Source organism: Pseudarthrobacter sp. NPDC080039 (assembly GCF_040702335.1).
Taxonomy (GTDB): Bacteria; Actinomycetota; Actinomycetes; order Actinomycetales; family Micrococcaceae; genus Arthrobacter; species Arthrobacter enclensis_A.
In genome coordinates this window covers 67,848-89,811 of sequence record NZ_JBFBKY010000009.1, presented here as the reverse complement: position 1 = coordinate 89,811, position 21,964 = coordinate 67,848, and the positions used below count along the sequence as shown (strand labels likewise).

Below are 21,964 nucleotides of genomic sequence, written 5' to 3'. Positions count from 1 at the left end.
CGTGATGGTTGCCCGAAGAGTCCAGTCTAGTGTTGAAGGGTGAACCAAACGCCCGGCATGACTGACGAACCCAACCACCAGCCCGGGGACGCCGAACCCGAAAAGGCGGAGGTCGGCGTCGGGCCCTGGGAAGGCGAGCTGCCCGAGGGCGGCCACTGGGACCCGGACCTGCTCGCCGACGGGGACCGGCGCAACGTGCTGGACAAGTACCGCTACTGGAAACACGAGGCCATCGTGGCGGACCTGGATTCCCGGCGGCACAACTTCCACGTGGCCATCGAGAACTGGCAGCACGACCTGAACATCGGCACCGTGGTGCGCACCGCCAACGCCTTCCTTGCCAAGGAAGTCCACATCATCGGACGACGGCGGTGGAACCGCCGCGGAGCCATGGTCACCGACCGCTACCAGCACGTCCGCCACCACCCCACCGTGGAGGACTTTGTCCAGTGGGCGCAGGGGGAGGATCTGGCAATCATCGGAGTCGATATCTTCCCGGACTCGGTGCCGCTGGAAACCTACGACCTGCCACGCGACTGCGTGCTGGTCTTCGGGCAGGAGGGCCCCGGCCTGACGCCGGAAGTCCACGAGGCCGCCGTCGCCACCCTGTCCATCGAACAGTTTGGCTCCACCCGCTCCATCAACGCAGCCTCCGCTGCAGCCATCGCCATGCATGCCTGGATCCGCCGGCACGTCTTCAACCAGCACGTGTAAGCCCCCGGGGCGTAATCCAGAACACTCCAAGCCCCGGAATGGCTAGGATGGTGCCAAGCCGTAAGCGGTCTACTTGAGGGTTATCCACCCACAGACGAAACTCAGCAGAGGAGCCAGCATGCCCATTGCAACCCCAGAGATCTACGCCGAGATGATCGACCGCGCGAAGGCCGGCGGATTCGCCTTCCCCGCGGTCAACGTCACGTCCTCGCAGACGCTGAACGCGGCACTGCGTGGCTTCGCGGAGGCGGAGTCCGACGGCATCGTGCAGGTCTCCACCGGCGGCGCCGCCTACTGGTCCGGCGCGTCCACCAAGGACATGGTTGCCGGTTCCCTGGGCTTCGCGGCGTTCGCCCGCGAAGTGGCCAAGAACTACGGGGTGAACATTGCCCTGCACACCGACCACTGCCCCAAGGACAAGCTGGACGGCTTCGTCCTGCCCCTGCTCGAAGCTTCCGAAGCCGAGGTCAAGGCCGGCCGCAACCCGCTGTTCAACTCCCACATGTGGGACGGCTCGGCAGAGACCCTGCAGGAGAACCTGCGGATCGCCCGGGACCTGCTGCAGCGCACCGCCGCCGCAAAGATGATCCTCGAGGTGGAGATCGGCACCGTCGGCGGTGAGGAAGACGGCGTTGAGAACGCCATCAACGACAAGCTGTACACCACGGTGGAAGACGCCCTGGCCACCATCGACGCCCTCGGCTCCGGCGAGAACGGCCGCTACATCACCGCCCTGACCTTCGGCAACGTGCACGGCGTCTACAAGCCCGGCGGCGTCAAGCTGCGCCCGGAGATCCTCAAGGACATCCAGGCGCAGGTGGGCGCGAAGATCGGCAAGGAGAACCCGTTCGACCTGGTCTTCCACGGCGGCTCCGGCTCCTCCGACCAGGAGATCGCCGACGCCGTCTCCTACGGCGTGATCAAGATGAACATCGACACCGACACCCAGTACGCCTACACGCGTCCCGTGGCAGACCACATGTTCAAGAACTACGACGGCGTCCTGAAGGTGGACGGCGAAGTGGGCAACAAGAAGACCTACGACCCCCGCGTCTGGGGCGCCTCCGCTGAGGCCGGCCTGGCAGCCCGAGTGGTGGAAGCCACCAAGCAGCTCGGTTCGGCCGGAAAGACCTTCTAAATGTCGGATGAGTTCCGCCGGAACCTGATGGGTCCGGAGCCCACGCTCCTGCCTGCCGAAACCGAGGTGTACGGGCAACTGGAGGCCGGGCACGAGGCCCTGGACCTGGTGGAAAAGCACCCCACGTCCTCGCTTCTCTGGGCCGTCCTGGCCGAGGAAGCGTGGGCCGAGGGCCGCACCATTGACTCCTACGCCTATGCCCGTGTGGGCTACCACCGCGGCCTGGACGCGCTGCGCCGCAACGGCTGGCGCGGCGTGGGTCCCATCCCCTGGGAGCACGAGCCCAACCGCGGTTTCCTGCGGGGCCTCTACTCCCTGGGCAGGGCTTCGGCGGCCATCGGTGAAGCGGATGAGCCGGAGCGGATCGAGAAGTTCCTTAACGATTCCGACCCCAAAGCCAAGGCGGCCATCGAGGGCTCCTAGGTCCCCACCGGCTCCCAGGCTTCGCTCCGCCCAGGCAGGGAAACCTCGGCGGCGGAGGGCCCCTCCATATATCGACGGCGGCCGGTCAACTTTCGGATGAAAGGTGACCGGCCGCCGTCGTCTTTGGTGGTTGAGCCTGTCGAAACCCTGGCTAGCCCTTGTTGGCGATGCCCGTGCGCGCCATGGCGTCTGCGTAGGCCGTCCGCATGTCCTCGAGGTACTCCTCCTGGCGCGCCGGGGAGCCGGCGAATGCGCGGCCACTCAGTGAGCGGACCTTGTAGGTCTTCAGGCCGCGGCGCCACAGCAGTGGCACTTCGGTCTTCAGGAGAAGGTTGGCCAGCCGGTTGGCTTCCGTGCCGTGTGCCACGATTACCGAGGCCCGGGGGACCAGCGCCAGGAACTTCAGCAGGGGCTTCAGGCCCGCCTGGACCTGGTCCGGGGTGAACTTGCCGTTGGCTTCGCCCGGGACGTGCCAGGGGTGGACGTTCCATGGCATCACGAACTCGGGGCGCAGGCCCAGCTTCCACTGGATGCCGAGCATGCGGGTAGCGGCATCCTGGTCGCCGGGAGTGATGAACCCGGACGGATCCGCCTCGCCGATGTTGGAGAACAGGCTGATGATGCGGCATTCCTCCACGTCATGCATGGGGTCCACATAGGGAACTGTGGTTCCGGGCTTGGCCTCCTGCAGGGAGTCGCACAGTTCGTTGACGGCGGCGACGCTGGGTTCGTAGCGGCGGCTCATGAGCTGTTCGTGGAATGTTTCGGGGGCCAGGGCTGTCATGAAGGGCTGGTTCTCCTGCGGGGATTGGCATTGCTGCCGACACCGAAACGGGCACGCGGGCGCGCGTCATGTCGGTGGCGGTTGATTGGGGTGGGCCGGAGCTCGCCGGCCTTCCCCAGTTTAGCAAGCCCCCGGAAGCGAAACGCCGGCTGCCCTTCCCGGTGATGGAAGGAACAGCCGGCGCTCCGGAATATACTGCCGGCTACCAGAGGCGCTGGGTGGCGCGGCGGGCGCCCTCTCCCAGTGCCTCCAGCTTGGCGAATGCGATCTGCGGGTGGACACGGCCGCCCAGTCCGCAGTCGGTAGAGGCGATCACGTTTTCCCGGCCCACCACGTCGGCAAAGCGGACGATGCGGTCTGCCACCAGGTCCGGGTGCTCCACCACGTTGGTGGCGTGTGAAACGACGCCCGGAATGATGACCTTGCCGTCGGGCAGTTTGGTGTCCTCCCATACGCGCCACTCGTGTTCGTGGCGGACGTTGGCGGCTTCGAAGGAGTAAGCGCCGGCGTTGACCTGCAGGACGGAGCCGATGATGTCCGCGAACGGGATGTCCGTGGTGTGCGGGCCGTGCCAGGAGCCCCAGCAGACGTGGAGCCGGATCTGTTCCTGCGGAAGGTCCCGCAGCGCCCAGTTGGTGGCTTCGACCCGCAGCTGGATGAACTTGAGGTAGTCCTCCAGCGAGGGCTCGGGGTTGATCTGGTCCCAGCTCTCGGCCAGGGACGGGTCGTCGAGCTGGACGGTGAGGCCGGCGTCGATGATGGCCTTGTATTCCTCCCGCATGGCATCGGCGCACGCGTAGACCAGTTCCTCGTCCGTTTTGTAGTACTCGTTGGCCACCCGGGCGCACGAGCCGGGGGAGAGGGAGGCGACGAAACCCTCGGTGAGGCCCGCGGCAGCGAGCCCGGTTTTCAGGTTCCTGATGTCCGATGCCACCAGGTCGTGGCCCGTGTAGGTCAGGGGACCGGCAATCTTGGGCTGTGCCACGCTTTTCCGGTGCGTGAGGATACCGGAGGCAGGATCGTTGTACGCCTCGTTGAAGGCCTGCCGGTCGCGCCGGTCGGGGAAGGAGGTCAGGACCACGTTGCCGGGGGACGAGCGGCGCACTTCGGCCTCCGCCCAGCGGTCCACGTTGGTGGGTTCCAGCCCGCCGAGCCGGGCGAAGGAGTAATTCCACCAGGCCCCGTAATCAACGGTGCTGGACATGGTGTGCCCGTATTCGCCGTCATTGGGGATGTCGATGCCCAGGTCTTTCTGGCGCTGCACTACATCCACTACGGAAGCCTCCAGCAGTTCAAGGAACTCCGGGGTGAGCCCGTTGCTTTCCTTGGCTGCGTTGGCCGCGATGAGCTCAGGGGTGCGGGGCAGTGAGCCGGCGTGCGTCACGCGGATGTGGTCGGTGTTCTTGGGCATGCTGGAACTTCCTTTCCATCGGTCCTGGCAGTAGCACCTTCGGCCGGCAGCGATCTGCCGAACCGTGGTTGCTGCGGCGTCATCAAGCCAGGTCTCTCGGCCGCTCCGGATGGTTCCCTCTCACTTAAATCCAGAGGGCAGGGTCCGGGCAAATCGGCTTTGGTTTGTGTCGGGCCAACATCCTGGTGGTGTCCATGCTCAACGCGGACGGCCGTCCTTCCGGGACTCCTCGCCGGCAGATCTCCGGGCCGGCCGGGGAGGCTGGGGACGAATAGCACGCCGCCCCTGTTGCCCCTCGATGCGTGAAGGGCTGCGGCGGGCCAAACGGTGGATAAAGTGCCATATCCGCTAAACTTGGGTGGTAAGAGCCCCGGAACTCTTGCTTCGCTGTGCTGTCCCAACGCGGCGAAGGCCGGATGTTCGGGGCATTCTCATGAACGGCGCTGTGCGGGCCCGCCACTTGGTGGCCGGACGCGGGCAGCCCGAACGAATGGGGGAGGATCCCATGCCAGCAATTGTGATCGTAGGAGCCCAGTGGGGCGACGAAGGAAAAGGCAAGGCCACCGACCTGCTGGGCGGCCGTGTTGACTACGTCGTCAAGCCCAACGGCGGCAACAACGCCGGGCACACCGTCGTCGTGGGCGGTGAAAAGTACGAACTCAAGCTGCTGCCGGCAGGCATCCTCAGCCCCAACGCGGTCCCCATTATCGGCAACGGCTGCGTGGTGAACCTCGAGGCCCTCTTCCAGGAAATCGACGGACTTCAGGCCCGCGGCGCGGACACTTCCCGGCTCCGGGTCTCCGCCAACGCCCACCTGGTGGCCCCGTACCACCAGGTCCTGGACAAAGTCACCGAACGCTTCCTGGGCAAACGCGCCATCGGCACCACCGGCCGCGGCATCGGCCCCGCCTACATGGACAAGGTGGCCCGGCTGGGCATCCGCGTCCAGGATGTCTTTGACGAATCCATCCTCCGCCAGAAGGTGGAAGGCTCACTGCGCCAGAAGAACGAACTCCTGGTCAAGGTCTACAACCGCCGCAGCGTGGTGGTGGATGAGATCGTGGAGTACTTCCTGTCCTTCGCCGAGCGTCTCCGCCCGCTGGTCATCGACAGCACCTTGGTCCTGAACTCCGCCCTGGACGAAGGCAAGGTGGTCCTGATGGAAGGCGGCCAGGCCACGTTCCTGGACGTCGATCACGGCACCTACCCGTTCGTCACCTCTTCCAACCCCACCGCCGGCGGCGCGTCGGTTGGCTCCGGCATCGGGCCCACCCGGATCTCGCGCTCCATCGGCATCATCAAGGCCTACACCACCCGCGTCGGTGCGGGTCCGTTCCCCACCGAACTCTTCGACGAGATGGGAATGTACCTGCAGAAGACCGGCGGTGAATTCGGCGTCAACACCGGCCGGCCGCGCCGCTGCGGCTGGTACGACGCGGTCCTGGCCCGCCACGCTTCCCGCGTGAACGGCTTCACGGACTACTTCGTCACCAAACTGGACGTGCTCACGGGCATCGAACAGATCCCAGTGTGCGTGGCCTACGACGTGGACGGTGTCCGGCACGACGAAATGCCCATGACCCAGACCGAGTTCCACCACGCCAAACCGATCTTCGAATACTTCGACGGCTGGACCGAGGACATCACCGGCGCCCGCACACTCGCGGACCTCCCGGAGAACGCCCGGAACTACGTGCTGGCACTGGAAAAGCTCTCCGGAACCCGCTTCTCCGCCATCGGCGTGGGCCCCGACCGGGACCAGACCATCGTGGTGAACGACCTCATCAACGACTGATTTCCGGGCACATGCCGCCTGGGAACGGGTGGGTATTACGACGACGGCAGGCACCTTGGCGGGTGGCCTGCCGTTTGTCTTCTGCCGCGGTGGCATGCAATTTACACAGGCTTAACGCGGACGGTCTTGTGAGTGTGGTGGCGCCGCGGCCACACTCGGTACTACCCCCTGGTGCCCAAGGAAGGATCGTCATGGCCGGAAGATTTGAAGCATTCGTCGACGCTGAGTCGTTCTTCCGGTTCCGGCTGCTGGCCCCGGACGGGACGGTGATCGCCGTTTCCGGCCCGTTTGAGGACAAGGCAGCGGTGGCGGCCGGGATTGCCGCGGCACGGGAATGTGCGGGAACGGGCCTGGTCACAGACCTTTGCCCCGCTGGAACATCCTCCCGTCCCGCAGCCGTAACCCCTGCAGCCGGTGCCGACGTCCCGGCCGGGACGTCCGCCGCCGTCGAACCCGCCTGCGGCGAGGAGCGCATGCCCGCCAGGCTGCACGCATTCACGCTGGCCAGGGTGCCCCGGCGGCAGGCGACGCTGCCCCGCTGGACCCGGGCGGCAACCCGCTGACCGCCCGGGAGAAACTTCGAAAAAAGTTTTTGGGATTCGCGTAACCCTTCCGGGCGGTTCAGCGATTACCCCTATGAAGTGCCGGTCTGGAACCTGTCCCCCATCACGTTCCAGGCCGGCTCTTTTGTCTTTCCGCATGGTTGGCTGCATCGTGGCGGACCCCCGGCCGATGGCTTCTTCCCGGCGCCGTGGCGGTTCCGGCGGCGTGGTTACCGGAGGGTAAGGTAAGGGCAGCGTTCCGAATGTTCTGAGCGCCTGCCTTGCCAACACCCTTCTTGACGGAAAGCACCACGTCAGTGACCGATGCACAGACAGACGGGGCCCCGGACCGGTCATTTTCCGGGACTGCTGCCTTCAGCCTCGTCTACAAGACATACGCATCACAGGTCCTGGGCTATCTCACCGCCCGGGGAGTCGAGGATCCGGAGGCCGCCATGCAGGAAGTGTTTCTTTCCGTCCTTCCCCGGCTTCACACGGTGCATGGCGGGGACGCCGGGCTGAGGACGTTTATTTTCTCGGTTGCACATGCACGGATGGTGGATGACCACCGCCGCCAAAGCCGGACACCCGTCAGGCTGCCCTTCGAGGCAGCGACGGACCAGCGCGAAGACAGCTCGGCGGAAAAGGAAGCCCTGCAGCGCATCTCGCCCCGGGAAGTCCTGGCGCTCCTCGACGGGCTGCCCCGGGAGCAGCGGGACGTGCTGTCGCTTCGCCTGGTGGGAGGCCTGACAGTGGAGCAGACGGCGGAGACCATGGATAAGAGTGCCGGTGCAGTAAAGCAGCTCCAGCGGCGCGCATTGCTCAAACTCCGGGAACTCAAGGAAGTGAAGGAGTACCTCACCCCATGACATCTTCCCGGGACAACCTCGTCACGCTTGTTGACGGCATCCTCCTTGAATCCGGCTTCGATCAGGACTCGGAGCTTCGTGACGCCCTGCTCTCGCTGGGTTCCCTGGCCTCGCTGCCCGCGCCGGCACCCAGTGGGGAGCTCGCCGCATTGATTGCCGCAGGCGGACTGTCCAGCCCGGAGAAGGCTGTCCACGACGAATCCCCGGATACACCGGCTGACGGCCGGAAGGCGGGTACCCAAACCGGAGACGAACTGGCGCGCCGCCGTCGTCGCCGGCACCGTCCCACAGCGCTGGGACTGGTCCTGGTGGCAGGAATGGGACTCGGAGTCGGCGGCGTGGCGGCCAGTTCAACCAATACCCGTACCAGTGCGGTGGAGCACCTGCTGGAGGACTGGGCTCCGTGGAGGGGTTCCACCACCGGGACGTCCGCGGTGGCTTCCGGTTACCGTGGGCCCACCCTCGCGGCGGACGGCGACCTTCCCGGTGCTGCTTCCGTCCCGGCGCCCCATCTGGTGGACGACGCCGCGGACCTGTCCTCGAAGCTCCTCCGGCGTCAGGGTGGCCACAACGGCACAGCATGCCCCGGTCCGCTGCGCCGCAACGCCGGCATCGGTGTGCGAAACTGCGCGGCGGGATCCGCCGCTGCCGCACCGCAAAGCAACACAAACGGCGGCGGCACGGACGGCCGGGGCCCCGGAGCGGCGAATGGGACGCCGGCAGGGGCGGGCGCCGCAGAAGAAGGAAAGGCTGAACTTCCGGCAGCGACTGCCCTGGCAAACAGCGGCGGCGCGTCCGGTCCTGCGGGCCGGAAGCCGGACACTTCCCCGGGCAACGCCGGTCCGGCGCCTGCCCAGGGACAGTCCGGGGAAGCGGGCCCACAGGGCGGTGGCCAGAAGAGCGTTACCCCGGCGAAATAGCGGAGGGGCGGCACAACCGCCCGGCGGTTTCCGCGGTGCCCGGCGTAGTTCACGTAGGCTGGCCCCATGGGCCACACGAATGATCCTGCAGTAACCGAACGCCTTATGCGAACCAAAGGACGTTGGGCCATCGTCGGTCTGACCACCAATGAAGCGCGCCCGGCCTACGATGTTTCGCTGTTCGTCCGCGACCGGCTCGGCATGGAAATCATCCCCGTCAACCTGCGCGGCGATGCCGTCCATGGCGAAACCGGGTACCAATCCCTCGGTGACATCCCCGCGGAGAAGCAGCCGGTCGACGTCGTGGACTGCTTTATTAACTCGGAAAAGGTGGGCGGCGTGGTGGACCAGGCTATTGCTGCGGGGGCAAAAGCCGTGTGGCTGCAGCTGGGGGTCATCGACGAGGCAGCGGCGGAACGCGCCAAGGCCGCAGGGCTGGACGTAGTGATGAACGCCTGCCCGGTACAGCTCGCGTGGAAGTACAACCTTTAGCGCTTCACGAACCTTGGCGCTTGAGCAGCTCCGGATAGTGCCGTTCGGTGACGTCAGGGTGCGCGCGCATCCGGCCTTTGAGCATGTTCATGCCGAAGGACGCCAGGAGCGGGTTGGCAGGATCATCAGTGATGCCCCGGGCAGCTGCCTTCAGTTCCGGAGCCAGCGGCAGGGGCTCGATGACCGCATCAAGCCGCGGCGACCAGAAGAACGGCACCGAGTAGCGGTCCACGCCGGGTGGCGGGGCCTGCACGCGGTGGACGGTGGCCGCAAGGTATCCTTCCGTGGCTACTTCCAGCATCTCGCCAAGGTTCACCACCAGCGCCCCGGGGAGGGGTTCCACCGGCAGCCACTCGCTGGTGCCGGGCGGCAGCACTTCGAGCCCGCCAACGCCGTCCTGCAGCAGGAGGGTCACGAAACCATAGTCCGCATGCGAGCCAACGCCCTGGTCTCCAGCTGCTTCCACTACTCCGCCCACGTAGTGCACCAGCTTTCCCATCCAGGCGGGTGAATCACGGAAGGGCTCATCGAAGTAGTCCTCGGGCAACTGAAGCGAAACAGCGATGGCCCGCAGCAACTCCATGCCAACTTCGGACATCAGTTCCGCCCACTCCATCGCGGCAGGCCTGAGCTCCGGGAAGGTGTCATCCGGCCAAAGGTTGGGGCCTTGCAGCAGCCAGTAGGGCTGGTGGTCCGGATAGTCCCTGACCGGCTCCCGCTCCGGTGAGTAATCGATTTGCTCCCGGGCGTCCGCCCGGCCCTGCGTCACCTCCGTGCCCATGCGCGTGTAGCCGCGGAAGTGCGGCGACAGGCGGTTGTCCAGCTTCATTCGCTCTTCCAGCGGCAGTCTGAAGAAGCGCCGGACCAGGTCCAGGAGCTCTTCGGCCTGGCCCGTCCGGCCGCCGTACCCGGTGATTTGGAAGAACCCGACATCGTGGGTGGCGTGCCGCAGCTCCTCAATGAACTCAGGGCGGAAAGACCCGTACGGCTGCCGGGCGGAACTCAAGTCCAGAACAGGTATGGCTCCCTGGTCGCGTGACATCCTCGCAGACTAGCACCGAGCCGGTCCGCTTTATAGGCTTCCGTTATGGACCCAGATTCGCTGCGGGAAATCTGTCTCTCGTTCCCCGGAGCCTACGAGGATTTTCCGTTCGGACCGGAGACCTCGGTCTTCAAGGTCCGTGCCCACGTCGCCGGCGGAACACGCCACGAGGCCAAGCTGTTTGCCCTGTCATCCATGGATGAGCGCGATTTTTACGTGAACCTGAAGTGCGAGCCGGCCCTGGCGGTGCAACTTCGTGCCGTGCACCCGGCGATTACCGGCGCATGGCACATGAACAAGACCCACTGGAATGGCGTCCGTCTGGACGGCTCCCTGCCGGACGGGATGGTCCGGGACATGGTGGAGGACTCGTACGACCTGGTCGTGGCAGGCTTGAGCCGGAAGCAGCAGGAACAATTGGGGTGGGCGCGCCTCGAAAGGGCAGGCAGCAATGACTGACAAGGGATCAGCCAAGCTCGACTATCCGGGAGTGGGAAGCACCGAACAGGGCACAGCCCCGGAAGGACATGGCCGTGTCCTGGAGGAAACTCGGCTGGGAAGCGGCCTGGACGTATACCGCCGCGTTGCGGAAGGCATCCTGGGCTGGGAGCTGCAGCGGCGGGCCGGGCTGCAGGTCCAGGCCGACTCACCCCGGGCAGCGCGCGGGGCACGCGTGGTGAGCGGATTCGGCGTCGGACCCTTCCGCCTGCCCGCCCCCTGCCAGGTGGTCTGGGTCCACGAACCCTCCGCCGACGGTGTCCCCCAATCCGCAGGGTTTGGGTACGGCACGCTGCCGGGCCACCCTGCCCGCGGGGAGGAATCCTTCGAAGTGGAGATCGACAGCCAGGGAGAGGTGTGACTGAGGATCCGCGCCTTCAGCCGGCCCGCCAACTGGTTCTACGCCGCCGGAGGCCTGGTGACCCGGGCGACGCAACGGTACGTTACTTCCCGGTACATTGAAGGGGCACGCAGTCTCGCCGCGGAAGGAAAAACCCCATGATCTTTATCGTCGTCAAGTTCAAGGTCAAGCCCGATTGGTCCGACCGCTGGCCCGCCCTGGTGGCAGATTTCACCGAAGCCACGCGGCAGGAACCGGGCAATCTGTGGTTCGACTGGTCCCGGAGCCTTGACGACCCCAACGAGTACGTCCTGGTGGAGGCCTTCAAGGATGACGCCGCCGGCGACCACGTGAACAGCGCGCACTTCAAAAAGGCTATGGAGGACATGCCGCAGGCCCTCGCCGAGACCCCCAGGATCGTCAGCCGCCAGCTCGAGGGTGAAGGCTGGGACCTGATGGGTGAGCTCACCATCGACTAAGGAAGGCCCGGCCATGTGGATCGGCTGGATCGAGTTCGACATCCTCCTCGGGGATATACACAGCCTGAAGGAGAAACGCTCCGTGGTCCGGCCGCTCCTGGCTGAACTCAAACGCCGCTTCGAGGTGTCGGTCGCCGAGGTGGGGGACCACAGCCAGTACCGGCGTACACAGCTCGGCGCAGGGCTGGTGGCAGCCGACCGGGCGCACCTCGTGGAGGTGCTCGCCGCCGTCGAACGCTTCATTGCAGGCCGGCCGGAGATTGAGCTGCTCAGCGTCCGCCAGCGGGAGCTGCACAGCGAGGACTAGCCATCATCGACTGCTGAGTATTTGTCGTTTTGACGCTACAAAACGACAAGTACTCAGCAGTCGATGAAGGGTGTGGATAACTTCTGCACGGTCTCTGGGATTCTGCTCTGATGAATCGATGAGGACTCCACACCCCCTGCCGGAGGAACTCCGGGGACGCCCGTTTACCCTTGATGATGCTTCGGATGCCGGAGTCTCGCCACGCCGCTGGCGCCACCGTTCACTGATACACCGTGGCAGGGGGATCAGGATGGAAGGCACGATGACGGAGCTTCCGTTGGTCACGCGAGTCCGGCCATTTATTGAGGTAAATCAGCTTTGCGCGGCCTCGCATGTAACGGCCGCGGAGCTCTATGCGCTGCCGCAACGGCGCCAGGACGAGTCCCTTGACGTGTATCACCTCATCCGTCCCGAGGGAGCAGCATACCTGGACAGGCCCCACGTATTTGTGCACCGCATGAAGCTGTATCGGGAGGAAATCACCGGGATTTTCGGGTTTCCGGTGACAACGCCGGAGCGGACGTGGCTTGACATGGCGGAGCTGTTGTCCGTGGATGAAGTCGTGGCCATGGGGGATAGCTGCGTGCGCGTTCCCAGACCGGAGTTCGAGGGCCGGGACATGCCGCTGTGCTCTATAGCGGATCTGCAGCGGATTGTTGACCGGCACAAGGGGAAGCGGGGGCTGCGGAAGGCGAAAGAGGCTTTGGAACTTATTAGGGTCGGCGCGGATTCACCGCAGGAGACGATGCTCCGGCTCGCCATTGTCCGTGCGGGGCTGCCTGAGCCGGAGCTGAACGTCCCGATCATCACTGATGACGGCACCAGGCATCATGAGCCGGACTTGTCCTACCGTAAATACAAGATCGGGATCGAGTACGAGGGCGAACACCATGGCGACGCAAGCCAGATCGCCAGGGACATAACGCGCTCTGAACGGTACGCCGCCGTGGGGTGGACGGAGGTCAGGATTTCCAGGCGGCACATGGTGAACGATGCGAAGCCGGCCGCAGCCAAAGTGCTGGTTGCGTTGGCACAGGCAGGCTGGCGCAGGGGTTCTTAAAAACGATTGCTCCGTACTTGTCGTTCTGAGTGTTCAAAACGACAAGTACGGAGCAATCGATGGTTGGGGTGGCGGTGGGGAGGATCAGCCGAAGTACTTCGGCAGCGTCCCTTCATGGGCTTCGCGGAGGGTATCGAGGGACAGGGCGTCCACGCCGTTGATCTCCAGCTTGCCGCTTGCCGCATCCACAACGCCGATGCGGGTGTGGGCGAAGCCGCGGGCGGTACACATGTCGGTGAAGCGGACTTCCTCCGAGCGGGGAACGCCCACCACGGCACGGCCCTGCGACTCGGAGAAGAGCGCCGTGAACAGGTCCACTCCGTCCCGGTCCATGACATCCTGGAGGGCGATCCGGGCACCGACGCCGTAGCGCAGCGAGGACTCCACCAGGGCAGCGGCGAGGCCACCTTCTGACAGGTCGTGAGCGGAGTCGATCATGCCATCACGCGAAGCGTTGATCAGGATCTCACCCAGGGCGCGCTCGGCCTCAAGGTCCACCTTGGGTGGCTGGCCGCCCAGGTGACCGCGCATGTTGGCCCACTCGGAACCGTCCAGCTCGGCACCCGTGGTGCCCAGCAGGTAGATAGCCTGCCCGTCCTCACGCCAGCCTGACGGCGTGCGCCGCGCAACGTCGTCGAGCTTGCCCAGCACCGCCACCACGGGGGACGGGTGGATGGGGGTGGTGCCCGTCTGGTTGTACAGCGAGACGTTGCCGCCGGTGACCGGGATGCCCAGCACCATGCAGGCGTCGGACAGGCCGCGGATGGCCTCGGCCAGCTGCCACATGACGTCCGGGTCCTCGGGGGAGCCGAAGTTCAGGCAGTCGCTGACGGCCATGGGGATGGCGCCCGCGGTGGCAACGTTCCGGTAGGCCTCGGCCAGCGCCAGCTGTGCGCCGTGGTACGGATCGAGGTAGGTGTAGCGGCCGTTGGCATCGGTGGCCAGGGCAACGCCCAGGCCGGTTTCCTCATCCACACGGACCACGCCGGCATCGTCCGGGAACGCCATGGAGGTGTTGCCGCCCACGTACCGGTCGTACTGGTTGGTGATCCAGGACTTGGAGCACATGTTCGGTGACGCCACGAGTTCGGTGACGGCCTTGGCCAGCTCGGCCGGAGCGGCCGGGCGGCCGGTGTCCTGCACCGAGCCGGTGAAGGTATCGGCCTGGACGGCGTCCTGCCACTCGGGGCGGGCGTACGGGCGGTCGTAGACCGGTCCGTCGTGCGCCACGGTACGGGGATCGACGTCGACAATCACGTCACCTTCCCAGGTGATGATCAGGCGGCCGGTATCGGTCACCTCGCCCAGCCAGGAGTACTCCACGGCCCACTTGTCCATGACGGCCTCGAACGCTTCCACGTTCTCCGGCGTGACAACGGCCATCATGCGTTCCTGCGACTCGGACATCAGGATTTCGCCCGGGGTCAGCGTGGGGTCGCGCAGCAGGACCGAGGTCAGCTCAACCTGCATGCCGCCGTCGCCGTTGGAGGCCAGCTCGGACGTGGCGCAGGAAATGCCCGCTGCGCCCAGGTCCTGGATGCCTTCCACCAGCGAACCCTTGAAGAGCTCCAGGCAGCATTCGATCAGGACCTTCTCGGCGAAGGGGTCGCCCACCTGCACGGCGGGGCGCTTGGAGGGCTTGGTGTCGTCGAAGGACTCGGAGGCCAGGACGGAGGCACCGCCGATGCCGTCGCCGCCGGTGCGCGCACCGAACAGGACCACCTTGTTGCCCTTGCCGGAGGCGTTGGCCAGCCGGATGTCCTCGTGGCGCATGACGCCCACTGCCAGGGCGTTGACCAGTGGGTTGCCCTGGTAAACGGAGTCGAACACCATCTCGCCGCCGATGTTCGGCAGGCCCAGGGAGTTGCCGTAGCCGCCGATGCCGGCCACAGCACCGTGCATGACGCGGGCGGTGTCCGGGTGGTCGATGGCGCCGAAACGCAGCGGATCCATGACGGCAACGGGGCGGGCGCCCATGGAGATGATGTCGCGGACAATGCCGCCGATGCCGGTCGCGGCACCCTGGTAGGGCTCAACGAACGACGGCGAGTTGTGCGATTCGATCTTGAAGGTCACGGCCCAGCCGTCCCCCAGGTTGGTCACGCCGGCGTTTTCGCCGATGCCCACCAGCATGTCCTTCTTCATTTCCTCGGTGACCTTCTGGCCGAACTGGCGCAGGTGGTTCTTGGAGGACTTGTAGGAGCAGTGCTCGCTCCACATGACGGAGTACATGGCCAGCTCGGCGCCGGTGGGACGCCGGCCGAGGACCTTGACGATCTCGTCGAACTCGTTCTGCTTCAGGCCCAGCTCGGCCCAGGGCAGCTCCGTGTCCGGGGTCTTCGAGGCGTTCTCGACGGTGTCGATGTTGAACTTCTTGCTGGTTTCGGTGGTCACTTGTCGCCTCCCACAATCTTGTTCAATACGGAGGTGAAGAAGCCCAGGCCGTCCGTGTCGGAACCGCCGATCCCGTGGAGGGATTCGGGGCCGAAGCCCGGCTCCACGGCGTGCTCGGGGTGCGGCATGAGGCCCACCACGTTGCCGGCGGCGTTGGAGATGCCGGCGATGTCGCGGCGCGAGCCGTTCGGGTTGAAGCCCACGTAGCGGAACACGACGCGGCCCTCGGCCTCAAGGGCGTCCAGGGTCTTTTCGTCAGCGATGTACTGGCCGTCCTGGTTCTTGAGCGGGATGGTGATTTCCTGACCGGCCTGGTAGTCCAGCGTCCACGCCGTGTCGGTGTTTTCGACCCGCAGCACCTGGTCGCGGCAGAGGAACTTGAGGTGGTCGTTCTTGATCATCGAACCGGGCAGCAGGTGCGATTCCGTGAGGATCTGGAAGCCGTTGCAGATGCCCAGGACGGGCAGCTTGGCATCGGAGTTCGCCGCGTCGATGATTTTGGACATCAGCGGGGCGAACCGGGCGATGGCGCCGGCGCGCAGGTAGTCACCGTAGGAGAATCCGCCGGGAATGATGACGGCGTCGACGTCGCCGAGTTCGGCGTCGCCGTGCCAGAGTTCGACGGCGGTGGCACCGGCCAGGCGCACGGCGCGGGCAGCGTCCCGGTCGTCCAGGGTGCCGGGGAAGGTGACGACGCCGATCCGGGCGCCGGCCAGGCGCGGCTCCGCCGCAACAGCGACAGCCTCGCCGATCAGGGGAAGTTCAGTCATCTCAGGCCTCGACAACCTCGACATTGACGACGTCCTCGATGACCGGGTTGGACAGGAGGGTCTCGGCTGCGTCACGGGCCTGGGCCAGGATTTCCTCCGTCACCTCGCCGTCGACCGTCAGTTCGAAACGCTTGCCCTGGCGGACAGAGCTGAAGCTGGTGAAGCCCAGCCGGGGGAGAGCGCCAACGATTGCCTTCCCCTGCGGGTCCAGAATCTCGGGCTTGGGCATGACGTCAACAACGATCCGGGGCATCCGGTAACTCCTGTGCGTGAGCTTGGGTAAGGGCGCAGCGGAGTGGTGCCGTCTCACGCCGTACCGGGGTGTCGGGGGACATGGTGGACGGGCGCTCCGCGAGCTTGCCCTATCATTCTACCGGCCCCGGCGAACCCCCCTTGCATCCGGCAGATCCAGCGAGCGGAACCCTGGCAGCGACCGGGCCAGGGGCAGCACGCAGGTGGGGTTCTGGAGTTGCCGTAAGCCCTTCACTACTATTGCTGAATGGCTGAGAAATCGAAGTCCGTGCTGTTGCCCATGGTTGCCGCGGCGGTTTTTGCCGGCCTGGGCAGGATGGTGTTCCAGAAGGTGAAGGCGGACCGACTGGCCCGCGAAACGCGGGTGGCAGGCCCTGTCGACGAAAAAACCCGGCAGTGGATCAGCGACGTGGTGCGTACTCCGCGCCACTAGCGCACTGCCTTGATTCCCCACCCGTGAGAAGGGCGCCCTTCGGGGCCGCCCTTTTCCGTGTTCCGCCGCGCGCCGCCGGGCACATATGACAAGCAGAAAATCCGAGAATGTGCCCTATGTCATATCACGCTCTCAGTCTGTACTCTGTGAACAGTCTGGTCTCAGAGGATTACAAGGTTTGTAATCCTCTCTGCGGTTCCAGTCGTTCGGGCGCCCGCCAAGGCTGGGCGGCACATGGTGAAAGGGTTGCACGTGAAATCAACTGGAAAGAGCCCCTTGCGGGCTGGGGGACTCCGGAAGGCGGCGGCCCTGGCCGTCGGGTTGCCCCTTATTCTCAGCTCGCTGGCCGCAGGACCAGCATCCGCCGCGCCGGATGGCCAAGGGGGAGGGAACGCTTCCTCCGCCACAAGCGACAGCCAGTTCAAGGACGGCCGGTACATCGTGGTACTCGCCGGCCCGGCCGCCGCTGCCTACGAAGGGGGAGCCGCAGGCTTGGGGGCAACCAAGCCCCAACAGGGCAGGAAGCTGGACGCCGCCAGCCCCAACTTCAAGGCATATGACGCCCACCTGCGAAACCAGCAACGGGACGTGGCAGCAGCCCAGGGGGTCACCCCCGCCAAGCAGTACACCGCAGCGCTCAACGGTTTTACCGCTGAGCTGACCGCAACGCAGGCCGCCGCGCTGTCCAGGGACAGCAGGGTCCTGGTGGTGGCGCCCGACGTCGAAAACAAGCCTGACTACACCACCACCGACTTCCTCAAGCTCACCGGCCCTGACGGCGTCTGGGCCACGCAGCTCGGCGGCGAAGCCAACGCCGGCAAGGGGGTGGTGGTGGGCGTCATCGATTCCGGCTACGCGCCGGACAACCCCTTCCTGCAGGGCGAAGCGCTGAAGCCGCTGCAGGGGGCCGCGCAGGTTGGTGTCCCATACCGCACCGGCGACGGGAAGATCGCCATGCTCAAGGCCGATGGCACCACCTTCGAAGGGGAGTGCCAAAAGGGCCAGGGGACCGGAGCGGCCTTTGATGGTTCGCTCTGCAACTCCAAGGTCATCGGTGCCCGCTACTTCGCCGATTCCTTCCTTCAGTACGTGCCACCGGAAAACCGTGCGCCGGAAGAGCAGATCTCCCCAGTGGATGTCGGCAGCCACGGGACCCACACGGCCACCACGGCGGCCGGGAACGCCAATATTGAGCAGGTGATCGACGGCGCCAGTTTCGGCACGAGCTCGGGTATTGCCCCCGCAGCCAAAGTCTCCGTATACAAGGTCTGCTGGGAGGACACCAACCCTGACACCGGAGGCTGCTACTCCTCCGCCTCCGTCGAGGCAGTTGACGCAGCCATCAAGGACGGCGTCGACGTCCTGAACTACTCCATCTCCGGCAACAACAACAGCACCACCGATCCGGTCGCCCTGGCCTTCCTGAACGCTGCCGCCGCCGGAATCTTTGTCTCCGCCTCCGCCGGGAACTCAGGCCCCACGGCCTCCACAGTGAACCACGCCTCTCCCTGGCTGACCACGGTGGCCGCCTCCACCTTCCCCAGCGACCTGCAGGGCACGGTCAAGGTCTCCGACGGATCGCTGTACCGCGGAGCGTCCATCATGAAGTCTGAAGTGGCGGACAAGCCGGTTGTCCTTGCCGCGGCCGCCGCTGCCACGGGTGCGGCAAACCCCAACCTCTGCGGCCCGGGAACCCTGGACGCCACCAAGGTGGCCGGCAAGGTGGTTGTCTGTGACCGCGGCGTGGTGGACAGGACCGCCAAAAGCCAGGAAGTCCTGGACAAGGGCGGGGTGGGCATGATCCTGGTGAACCTCACCAGCAGTTCGGAGGACGCCGACAACCACGTCATCCCCACTGTCCACGTCAATGCACCAAAGAGCCTGGAGCTGAAGTCGAAGCTGGAAGCCAATCCGGCGCTGACGGTCAGCCTGGTCAAGGGCGATCTGACGGGCCTGCCGCCTGCCCCTGCGCCGCAGATTGCGGGATTCTCGTCACGGGGCCCCACACTTGCCTCCGGCGGTGACCTGCTGAAGCCGGACATCTCCGCTCCGGGAGTCAATGTCCTGGCCGGCGTTTCCACCATCGGCAACCACGGTGACCAGTTCGGCTTCATGTCGGGCACCTCCATGGCCGCACCGCACATCGCAGGCTTCGGCGCCCTGGTGCTGGGCAAGCAGCCCAAGTGGACCCCCGCCATGGTGAAGTCCGCGATGATGACCACCGCCTACCCGCTGGTCAACGCCGACGGTTCACCCAACACGGACCCGTTCCAGGGCGGCGCCGGACACGTCGATTCCACCCGGGTCCTCGACCCCGGCCTGGTGTACGACTCCGGCATCCAGGATTGGCTCGGCTTCCTCAACGGCCAGGGCGTGGAAACCGGGGCTCCGCAGGCTGGCTCCATCGCTGCCCGTGACCTCAACCTTCCCTCCATCGCCCTGGGCAGTCTGGTGGGCGAAGTCCAGGTGAAGCGCAAGCTCACCGCACTGGTGCCGGGCATGTACCGACCCGAGGTGAACATGCCGGGCTTCAACGTCACCGTGGAACCCAACGCGCTGAACTTCGCCAAGGCAGGCCAGACCCGCGAAGTGATCGTGACCATCCGGAATGTCAGTGCACCCGTGGGCAAGTTCAGCACCGGAAGCCTCACCTGGAAGGGGCCCCGGACGGTGACGTCGCCGGTGGCCATCCGTCCGGTTGACGCCCAGATCGCGCCGTCCTTCTCGTTCAGTTCGGCCACGGGCAGCGGCAGCGGCACCATGGAACTGGTATCCGGCTCGGACAGCCCCATCGCCGTTGGAGTGGAGGGCCTGGCCCCGCTGAGCCAGACCGCCGTTACCAAGGCCCCGGGCGGGTACGCGCCCACGAATGACGCGCACAACGCCCTGCTCCAGGTGAAGGTGCCCGCCGGCGCCTCCTTTGCCCGCCTGGGCATCCAGGCGCAGTCCAACGACGTCGACTGGGACATGGTGGTCTACGCACCGAACGGCTCGGGCGGCCTGACCCCCATCCAGGTGGCGACGGCGTCGGCCAGTGAGTTCCTGGACCTGGAGTCGCCGAAGGCCGGCACCTACTACGTGGTGGCCAACCTGTACGCCACGCCTGACAACGGACCGGCCACTGCCTCCGTTCAGGCGGTGACCTTCGCCGGTGACGCGGGGAACCTTACGGTGAACCCGAACCCCATCACGGCACCGAACGGAACCGCCACCTCGGCGACGCTGAACTGGACGGGACTCGCTGAAGGCTCCTACCTCTCCCGGCTGAGCCTTGGCAGCAACGGCATCAGGACCTGGGTGAACGTCCAGGCGGGACAGGGCACTGCCCCTGCGCCGGCGGGCGCGCCACAGCTTGATCTGGCCCAGGCTGTGCCGGGCACCTGACCAGCCCGGGTATCTGATCAGAAAGGTCTGGGGGGAGGTCCCGGGCGGTCGAGAGACCGCCCGGGACCTTTTTTCGTTCCTGCAGCTTCCGGTCCTGCCAAAGGTTAGGCAGCCGTCCCGCCCAGCAAGGGTGCCATGGCCTTCCAACGGGCGATTTCGCAGCCATCGGTACGCGTGAAGGTCGAGTGGACGGTGCGCCCATGGAATGTTCCCGTGACCACGGCCACCTGCGGGCCGCCGTATTGCTGGGTGCATAGCCTGGGCGGCCCGGGCTTGGGGAAGAAGAGGTCTGCGCCGAACCGCTCCACGGCCGCCAATGCCGCCACCGGCTGCGGCACCGTGGTCCCGGCAGCCGGCTTGCCGTCCAGGGACAGCAGTCGGAAGACGTGCTCCGGGGCGTTGCTGTCCTCCCGGATGCTGATGGTCAGGTCGATCACCGGGGTGGTCCCCCAGACATGGCTCCAAGTTCCGTGGCAAGCCTTTCCCGCAGGAGGGCCGCTTCGTCCGCGAAGGCGCGCTGGTACTCCACGTAGGCGGCCTTGCCTCGGGGCGTCTCGATGGGGATGGCAGGGTAGCCCCAGTCGGCCAGGTCATAGGGGGAAGCCTGCATGTCCATCGCCCTGATCCGCCAGGACAGTTCAAAGCAGTCCATAACCAGTTCGCTGGGCAGCGCGGGCAGCAACTTGTAGGCCCACTTGTAGAGGTCCATGTTGGCGTGCAGGCAACCGGGCTGCTCCATGTGCCGCTGGGTTTCGCGGCTGGGCGAATGCTCGTTGAGCGGGATGGCGTCCGGGGTGTAGAACCGGAAAGCGTCGAAGTGGGTGCAGCGGATCCTGTTGTCCTCCACGACCTTGTCGGTGCCAGCAGCCCCCAGCCGCAGCTGCAGGTACTCGTGGCGGAGGTCGAACTTGTCCTGACGGTAGACCATGGCCCACTCGTGCAGCCCAAAACAGCCAAACTGCGCCGGCCGTGCCGCCGTGCCGCGGAGGATAATGCCGGCGAAGGCCACTGCTTCCTTGCGGTCGGCCAGGAAGGCGTCCCGATCGAAAGTGACCGCGGTACTTGCCGCAGCCAGCCCCAGGGACGCAAGTTCACCGTCGTCGAGCGTCCGGTAATGCTTCCAGGCCGCCCGCATGGCTGCCTGACTGCCTGTCAGGACTGCTCCGGCACCAGGGTGCCACCGCTTCAACTGGCCGGGCTTTTGGGTGTAGTAGGTGAAAAGGAAGTCCTCCACCGGATGTTTCCGGCCGGCTGACCGGCGTGCGAGATAGGGATCGGCGTAGCGGCTGACGCGCCGGATGTGGGTTTCTTCCCTTGCGCGTGCGTCATCCGGCGCCAGGACCTTAAGAGGCTCCACCGGCAACGCCCAACACGTCCTTTGCGGCATTCCAGGCGCTGATCTCACAGCCGTTGGTCCGGGCAAACTTTGAGTCCACGGCAACACCATCCACCACGCCCGAGATGGTGGCTGTCTGGGGGCCGCCGTATTGCTGGGTGCAGGGCTGCGCGGTTCCCGGTGGGGCCGGGGCAGCAATGCCAGGATTTGCCTTCAGTGCTGCACAGGCTGCCGCGGCATTCGGGTGGCTGCTTTCCGCGGCCGGCGTGCCGGCGGAACACACCAGGGTGTAGTCGACTTCCGGCGCGCCCTGGGACGGAACTACGGTGATGGCAAGTTCAGCGTTTCCCTGCCCGGCGCCGGCACTTGGCCGGGAAGTGGCGGGAGCGGGTGCAGCAATCGAGGTTTCGGTGTCCGGGGAGGGAGTGGCCGGGCCGCCGCCTGGGGAGGACGCTGCGGATCCGGTGGAGGAGGCCCCCGACGCGGAGGTCCCGCTGTCCGGAGTGCCGCTGCAACCGGAGACCAGTCCGGCGGCCAATGCCAGGACTGCTGCGAGCATCCGAAAATTGCGCATCAGGCCA

23 protein-coding genes, 1 pseudogene and 1 riboswitch are annotated in these 21,964 nt (G+C 65.9%); of the genes and pseudogenes, 15 read left to right on the top strand and 9 right to left on the bottom strand.

From position 1 onward, the window contains the following. Nucleotides 1–57 precede the first annotated feature (57 nt). From AB0313_RS12325 to AB0313_RS12315, 3 genes are all read left to right on the top strand, one after another. Complete coding sequence (locus AB0313_RS12325; protein ID WP_366305786.1) at nt 58–714, top strand: TrmH family RNA methyltransferase; 657 nt, start codon at nt 58–60, stop codon at nt 712–714. A 118-nt stretch (nt 715–832) separates the two neighbouring features. Further along, nucleotides 833–1,852: a class II fructose-bisphosphate aldolase gene (gene fbaA / locus AB0313_RS12320; protein ID WP_141943973.1), complete on the top strand. Its 1,020-nt coding sequence runs from the start codon at nt 833–835 to the stop codon at nt 1,850–1,852. Continuing rightward, a complete protein-coding gene (locus AB0313_RS12315) occupies nt 1,853–2,275 on the top strand; it encodes a DUF3151 domain-containing protein (protein WP_366305785.1) in 423 nt (140 codons plus the stop codon). A gap of 151 nt (nt 2,276–2,426) precedes the next feature. On the opposite strand, the gene AB0313_RS12310 is transcribed toward AB0313_RS12315, so the two are convergent. Continuing rightward, complete coding sequence (locus tag AB0313_RS12310) at nt 2,427–3,059, bottom strand: uracil-DNA glycosylase (protein WP_141943970.1); 633 nt, start codon at nt 3,057–3,059, stop codon at nt 2,427–2,429. Nucleotides 3,060–3,261: 202 nt separating this feature from the next. Continuing rightward, a complete protein-coding gene (locus tag AB0313_RS12305; RefSeq protein ID WP_366305784.1) occupies nt 3,262–4,470 on the bottom strand; it encodes a cobalamin-independent methionine synthase II family protein in 1,209 nt (402 codons plus the stop codon). A 12-nt stretch (nt 4,471–4,482) separates the two neighbouring features. Further along, nucleotides 4,483–4,586: riboswitch (SAM riboswitch) on the bottom strand. Nucleotides 4,587–4,975: 389 nt separating this feature from the next. On the opposite strand from AB0313_RS12305, the gene AB0313_RS12300 reads away from it, so the two are divergent. The 5 genes from AB0313_RS12300 (at nt 4,976) to AB0313_RS12280 (ending at nt 9,088) form a co-directional block, all read left to right on the top strand. Then, nucleotides 4,976–6,265, top strand: a complete 1,290-nt coding sequence (locus AB0313_RS12300) for an adenylosuccinate synthase (protein ID WP_286401502.1) — start codon at nt 4,976–4,978, stop codon at nt 6,263–6,265. A 191-nt stretch (nt 6,266–6,456) separates the two neighbouring features. Further along, nucleotides 6,457–6,828, top strand: coding sequence for a DUF1508 domain-containing protein (locus AB0313_RS12295; RefSeq protein ID WP_366305782.1), 372 nt, complete (start codon nt 6,457–6,459; stop codon nt 6,826–6,828). 296 nt (nt 6,829–7,124) lie between these two features. Beyond that, the gene (locus AB0313_RS12290) at nt 7,125–7,676 is read left to right on the top strand and encodes a sigma-70 family RNA polymerase sigma factor (protein WP_366305780.1); all 552 of its coding nucleotides are present in this window, start codon (nt 7,125–7,127) and stop codon (nt 7,674–7,676) included. Further along, nucleotides 7,673–8,596 carry a hypothetical protein gene (locus AB0313_RS12285; RefSeq protein ID WP_366305778.1) on the top strand — a complete coding sequence of 308 codons (924 nt, stop codon included), beginning with the start codon at nt 7,673–7,675 and terminating at the stop codon, nt 8,594–8,596. Before AB0313_RS12290 ends, AB0313_RS12285 begins: the two co-directional genes overlap by 4 nt. Nucleotides 8,597–8,662: 66 nt before the next feature. Then, a complete protein-coding gene (locus AB0313_RS12280) occupies nt 8,663–9,088 on the top strand; it encodes a CoA-binding protein (RefSeq protein ID WP_307307547.1) in 426 nt (141 codons plus the stop codon). 4 nt (nt 9,089–9,092) lie between these two features. On the opposite strand, the gene AB0313_RS12275 is transcribed toward AB0313_RS12280, so the two are convergent. Further along, complete coding sequence (locus tag AB0313_RS12275) at nt 9,093–10,130, bottom strand: 2-oxoglutarate and iron-dependent oxygenase domain-containing protein (protein ID WP_141943955.1); 1,038 nt, start codon at nt 10,128–10,130, stop codon at nt 9,093–9,095. Between the two features lie 45 nt (nt 10,131–10,175). On the opposite strand from AB0313_RS12275, the gene AB0313_RS12270 reads away from it, so the two are divergent. The 5 genes and pseudogenes from AB0313_RS12270 to AB0313_RS12250 all read left to right on the top strand — a co-directional run bounded on the left by AB0313_RS12270 (nt 10,176) and on the right by AB0313_RS12250 (nt 12,814). Further along, nucleotides 10,176–10,589, top strand: coding sequence for an MmcQ/YjbR family DNA-binding protein (locus AB0313_RS12270; protein WP_366305776.1), 414 nt, complete (start codon nt 10,176–10,178; stop codon nt 10,587–10,589). Further along, a pseudogene (locus AB0313_RS12265) lies at nt 10,582–11,130 on the top strand (DUF1990 domain-containing protein). Before AB0313_RS12270 ends, AB0313_RS12265 begins: the two are co-directional and overlap by 8 nt. Continuing rightward, complete coding sequence (locus tag AB0313_RS12260) at nt 11,127–11,447, top strand: putative quinol monooxygenase (RefSeq protein WP_141943948.1); 321 nt, start codon at nt 11,127–11,129, stop codon at nt 11,445–11,447. Before AB0313_RS12265 ends, AB0313_RS12260 begins: the two are co-directional and overlap by 4 nt. A gap of 13 nt (nt 11,448–11,460) precedes the next feature. Then, nucleotides 11,461–11,754, top strand: a complete 294-nt coding sequence (locus tag AB0313_RS12255) for a DUF503 domain-containing protein (protein ID WP_141943946.1) — start codon at nt 11,461–11,463, stop codon at nt 11,752–11,754. 457 nt (nt 11,755–12,211) lie between these two features. After that, complete coding sequence (locus tag AB0313_RS12250) at nt 12,212–12,814, top strand: hypothetical protein (protein ID WP_366305774.1); 603 nt, start codon at nt 12,212–12,214, stop codon at nt 12,812–12,814. Between the two features lie 84 nt (nt 12,815–12,898). Here AB0313_RS12250 and purL read toward each other — a convergent pair whose 3' ends face one another. From purL to purS, 3 genes are read right to left on the bottom strand one after another with little or no spacing between them, the layout of a single operon-like run. Next, nucleotides 12,899–15,208 (bottom strand): phosphoribosylformylglycinamidine synthase subunit PurL, encoded by a 2,310-nt coding sequence (gene purL / locus AB0313_RS12245; protein ID WP_366305772.1) that lies wholly within the window; start codon nt 15,206–15,208, stop codon nt 12,899–12,901. After that, nucleotides 15,205–15,978 carry a phosphoribosylformylglycinamidine synthase subunit PurQ gene (gene purQ, locus AB0313_RS12240; protein ID WP_366305770.1) on the bottom strand — a complete coding sequence of 258 codons (774 nt, stop codon included), beginning with the start codon at nt 15,976–15,978 and terminating at the stop codon, nt 15,205–15,207. Before purQ ends, purL begins: the two co-directional genes overlap by 4 nt. 1 nt (nt 15,979) lies before the next feature. After that, nucleotides 15,980–16,231, bottom strand: a complete 252-nt coding sequence (gene purS, locus AB0313_RS12235; protein ID WP_015935902.1) for a phosphoribosylformylglycinamidine synthase subunit PurS — start codon at nt 16,229–16,231, stop codon at nt 15,980–15,982. A gap of 246 nt (nt 16,232–16,477) precedes the next feature. Between purS and AB0313_RS12230 the strand changes: the two genes are divergently transcribed. Further along, on the top strand, nt 16,478–16,663 hold the full coding sequence (locus tag AB0313_RS12230; protein ID WP_141943938.1) for a hypothetical protein: 186 nt from the start codon (nt 16,478–16,480) through the stop codon (nt 16,661–16,663). 252 nt (nt 16,664–16,915) lie between these two features. After that, a complete protein-coding gene (locus tag AB0313_RS12225) occupies nt 16,916–20,047 on the top strand; it encodes a S8 family serine peptidase (RefSeq protein ID WP_366305768.1) in 3,132 nt (1,043 codons plus the stop codon). 104 nt (nt 20,048–20,151) lie between these two features. On the opposite strand, the gene AB0313_RS12220 is transcribed toward AB0313_RS12225, so the two are convergent. Genes AB0313_RS12220 through AB0313_RS12210 form a run of 3 tightly spaced genes read right to left on the bottom strand, consistent with a single transcriptional unit; the run spans nt 20,152 to nt 21,957 of the window. Further along, the gene (locus AB0313_RS12220) at nt 20,152–20,484 is read right to left on the bottom strand and encodes a serine protease inhibitor (RefSeq protein ID WP_141943936.1); all 333 of its coding nucleotides are present in this window, start codon (nt 20,482–20,484) and stop codon (nt 20,152–20,154) included. Continuing rightward, nucleotides 20,481–21,434, bottom strand: a complete 954-nt coding sequence (locus tag AB0313_RS12215; protein WP_366305766.1) for a 3-methyladenine DNA glycosylase — start codon at nt 21,432–21,434, stop codon at nt 20,481–20,483. The genes AB0313_RS12220 and AB0313_RS12215 overlap by 4 nt, the downstream gene beginning before the upstream one ends. Continuing rightward, entirely contained in the window at nt 21,391–21,957 is a 567-nt protein-coding gene (locus AB0313_RS12210) for an SSI family serine proteinase inhibitor (RefSeq protein ID WP_366305764.1), read from the bottom strand. The genes AB0313_RS12215 and AB0313_RS12210 overlap by 44 nt, the downstream gene beginning before the upstream one ends. Nucleotides 21,958–21,964: the final 7 nt, after the last annotated feature.

Coding starts and splice junctions, on each gene's coding strand:
- AB0313_RS12325 (WP_366305786.1), top strand. CDS start 58: ATGACTGACGAACCCAACCACCAGCCCGGGGACGCCGAACCCGAAAAG.
- fbaA (WP_141943973.1), top strand. CDS start 833: ATGCCCATTGCAACCCCAGAGATCTACGCCGAGATGATCGACCGCGCG.
- AB0313_RS12315 (WP_366305785.1), top strand. CDS start 1,853: ATGTCGGATGAGTTCCGCCGGAACCTGATGGGTCCGGAGCCCACGCTC.
- AB0313_RS12310 (WP_141943970.1), bottom strand. CDS start 3,059: ATGACAGCCCTGGCCCCCGAAACATTCCACGAACAGCTCATGAGCCGC.
- AB0313_RS12305 (WP_366305784.1), bottom strand. CDS start 4,470: ATGCCCAAGAACACCGACCACATCCGCGTGACGCACGCCGGCTCACTG.
- AB0313_RS12300 (WP_286401502.1), top strand. CDS start 4,976: ATGCCAGCAATTGTGATCGTAGGAGCCCAGTGGGGCGACGAAGGAAAA.
- AB0313_RS12295 (WP_366305782.1), top strand. CDS start 6,457: ATGGCCGGAAGATTTGAAGCATTCGTCGACGCTGAGTCGTTCTTCCGG.
- AB0313_RS12285 (WP_366305778.1), top strand. CDS start 7,673: ATGACATCTTCCCGGGACAACCTCGTCACGCTTGTTGACGGCATCCTC.
- AB0313_RS12280 (WP_307307547.1), top strand. CDS start 8,663: ATGGGCCACACGAATGATCCTGCAGTAACCGAACGCCTTATGCGAACC.
- AB0313_RS12275 (WP_141943955.1), bottom strand. CDS start 10,130: ATGTCACGCGACCAGGGAGCCATACCTGTTCTGGACTTGAGTTCCGCC.
- AB0313_RS12270 (WP_366305776.1), top strand. CDS start 10,176: ATGGACCCAGATTCGCTGCGGGAAATCTGTCTCTCGTTCCCCGGAGCC.
- AB0313_RS12260 (WP_141943948.1), top strand. CDS start 11,127: ATGATCTTTATCGTCGTCAAGTTCAAGGTCAAGCCCGATTGGTCCGAC.
- AB0313_RS12255 (WP_141943946.1), top strand. CDS start 11,461: ATGTGGATCGGCTGGATCGAGTTCGACATCCTCCTCGGGGATATACAC.
- AB0313_RS12250 (WP_366305774.1), top strand. CDS start 12,212: ATGAAGCTGTATCGGGAGGAAATCACCGGGATTTTCGGGTTTCCGGTG.
- purQ (WP_366305770.1), bottom strand. CDS start 15,978: ATGACTGAACTTCCCCTGATCGGCGAGGCTGTCGCTGTTGCGGCGGAG.
- purS (WP_015935902.1), bottom strand. CDS start 16,231: ATGCCCCGGATCGTTGTTGACGTCATGCCCAAGCCCGAGATTCTGGAC.
- AB0313_RS12230 (WP_141943938.1), top strand. CDS start 16,478: ATGGCTGAGAAATCGAAGTCCGTGCTGTTGCCCATGGTTGCCGCGGCG.
- AB0313_RS12215 (WP_366305766.1), bottom strand. CDS start 21,434: ATGCCGCAAAGGACGTGTTGGGCGTTGCCGGTGGAGCCTCTTAAGGTC.
- AB0313_RS12210 (WP_366305764.1), bottom strand. CDS start 21,957: ATGCGCAATTTTCGGATGCTCGCAGCAGTCCTGGCATTGGCCGCCGGA.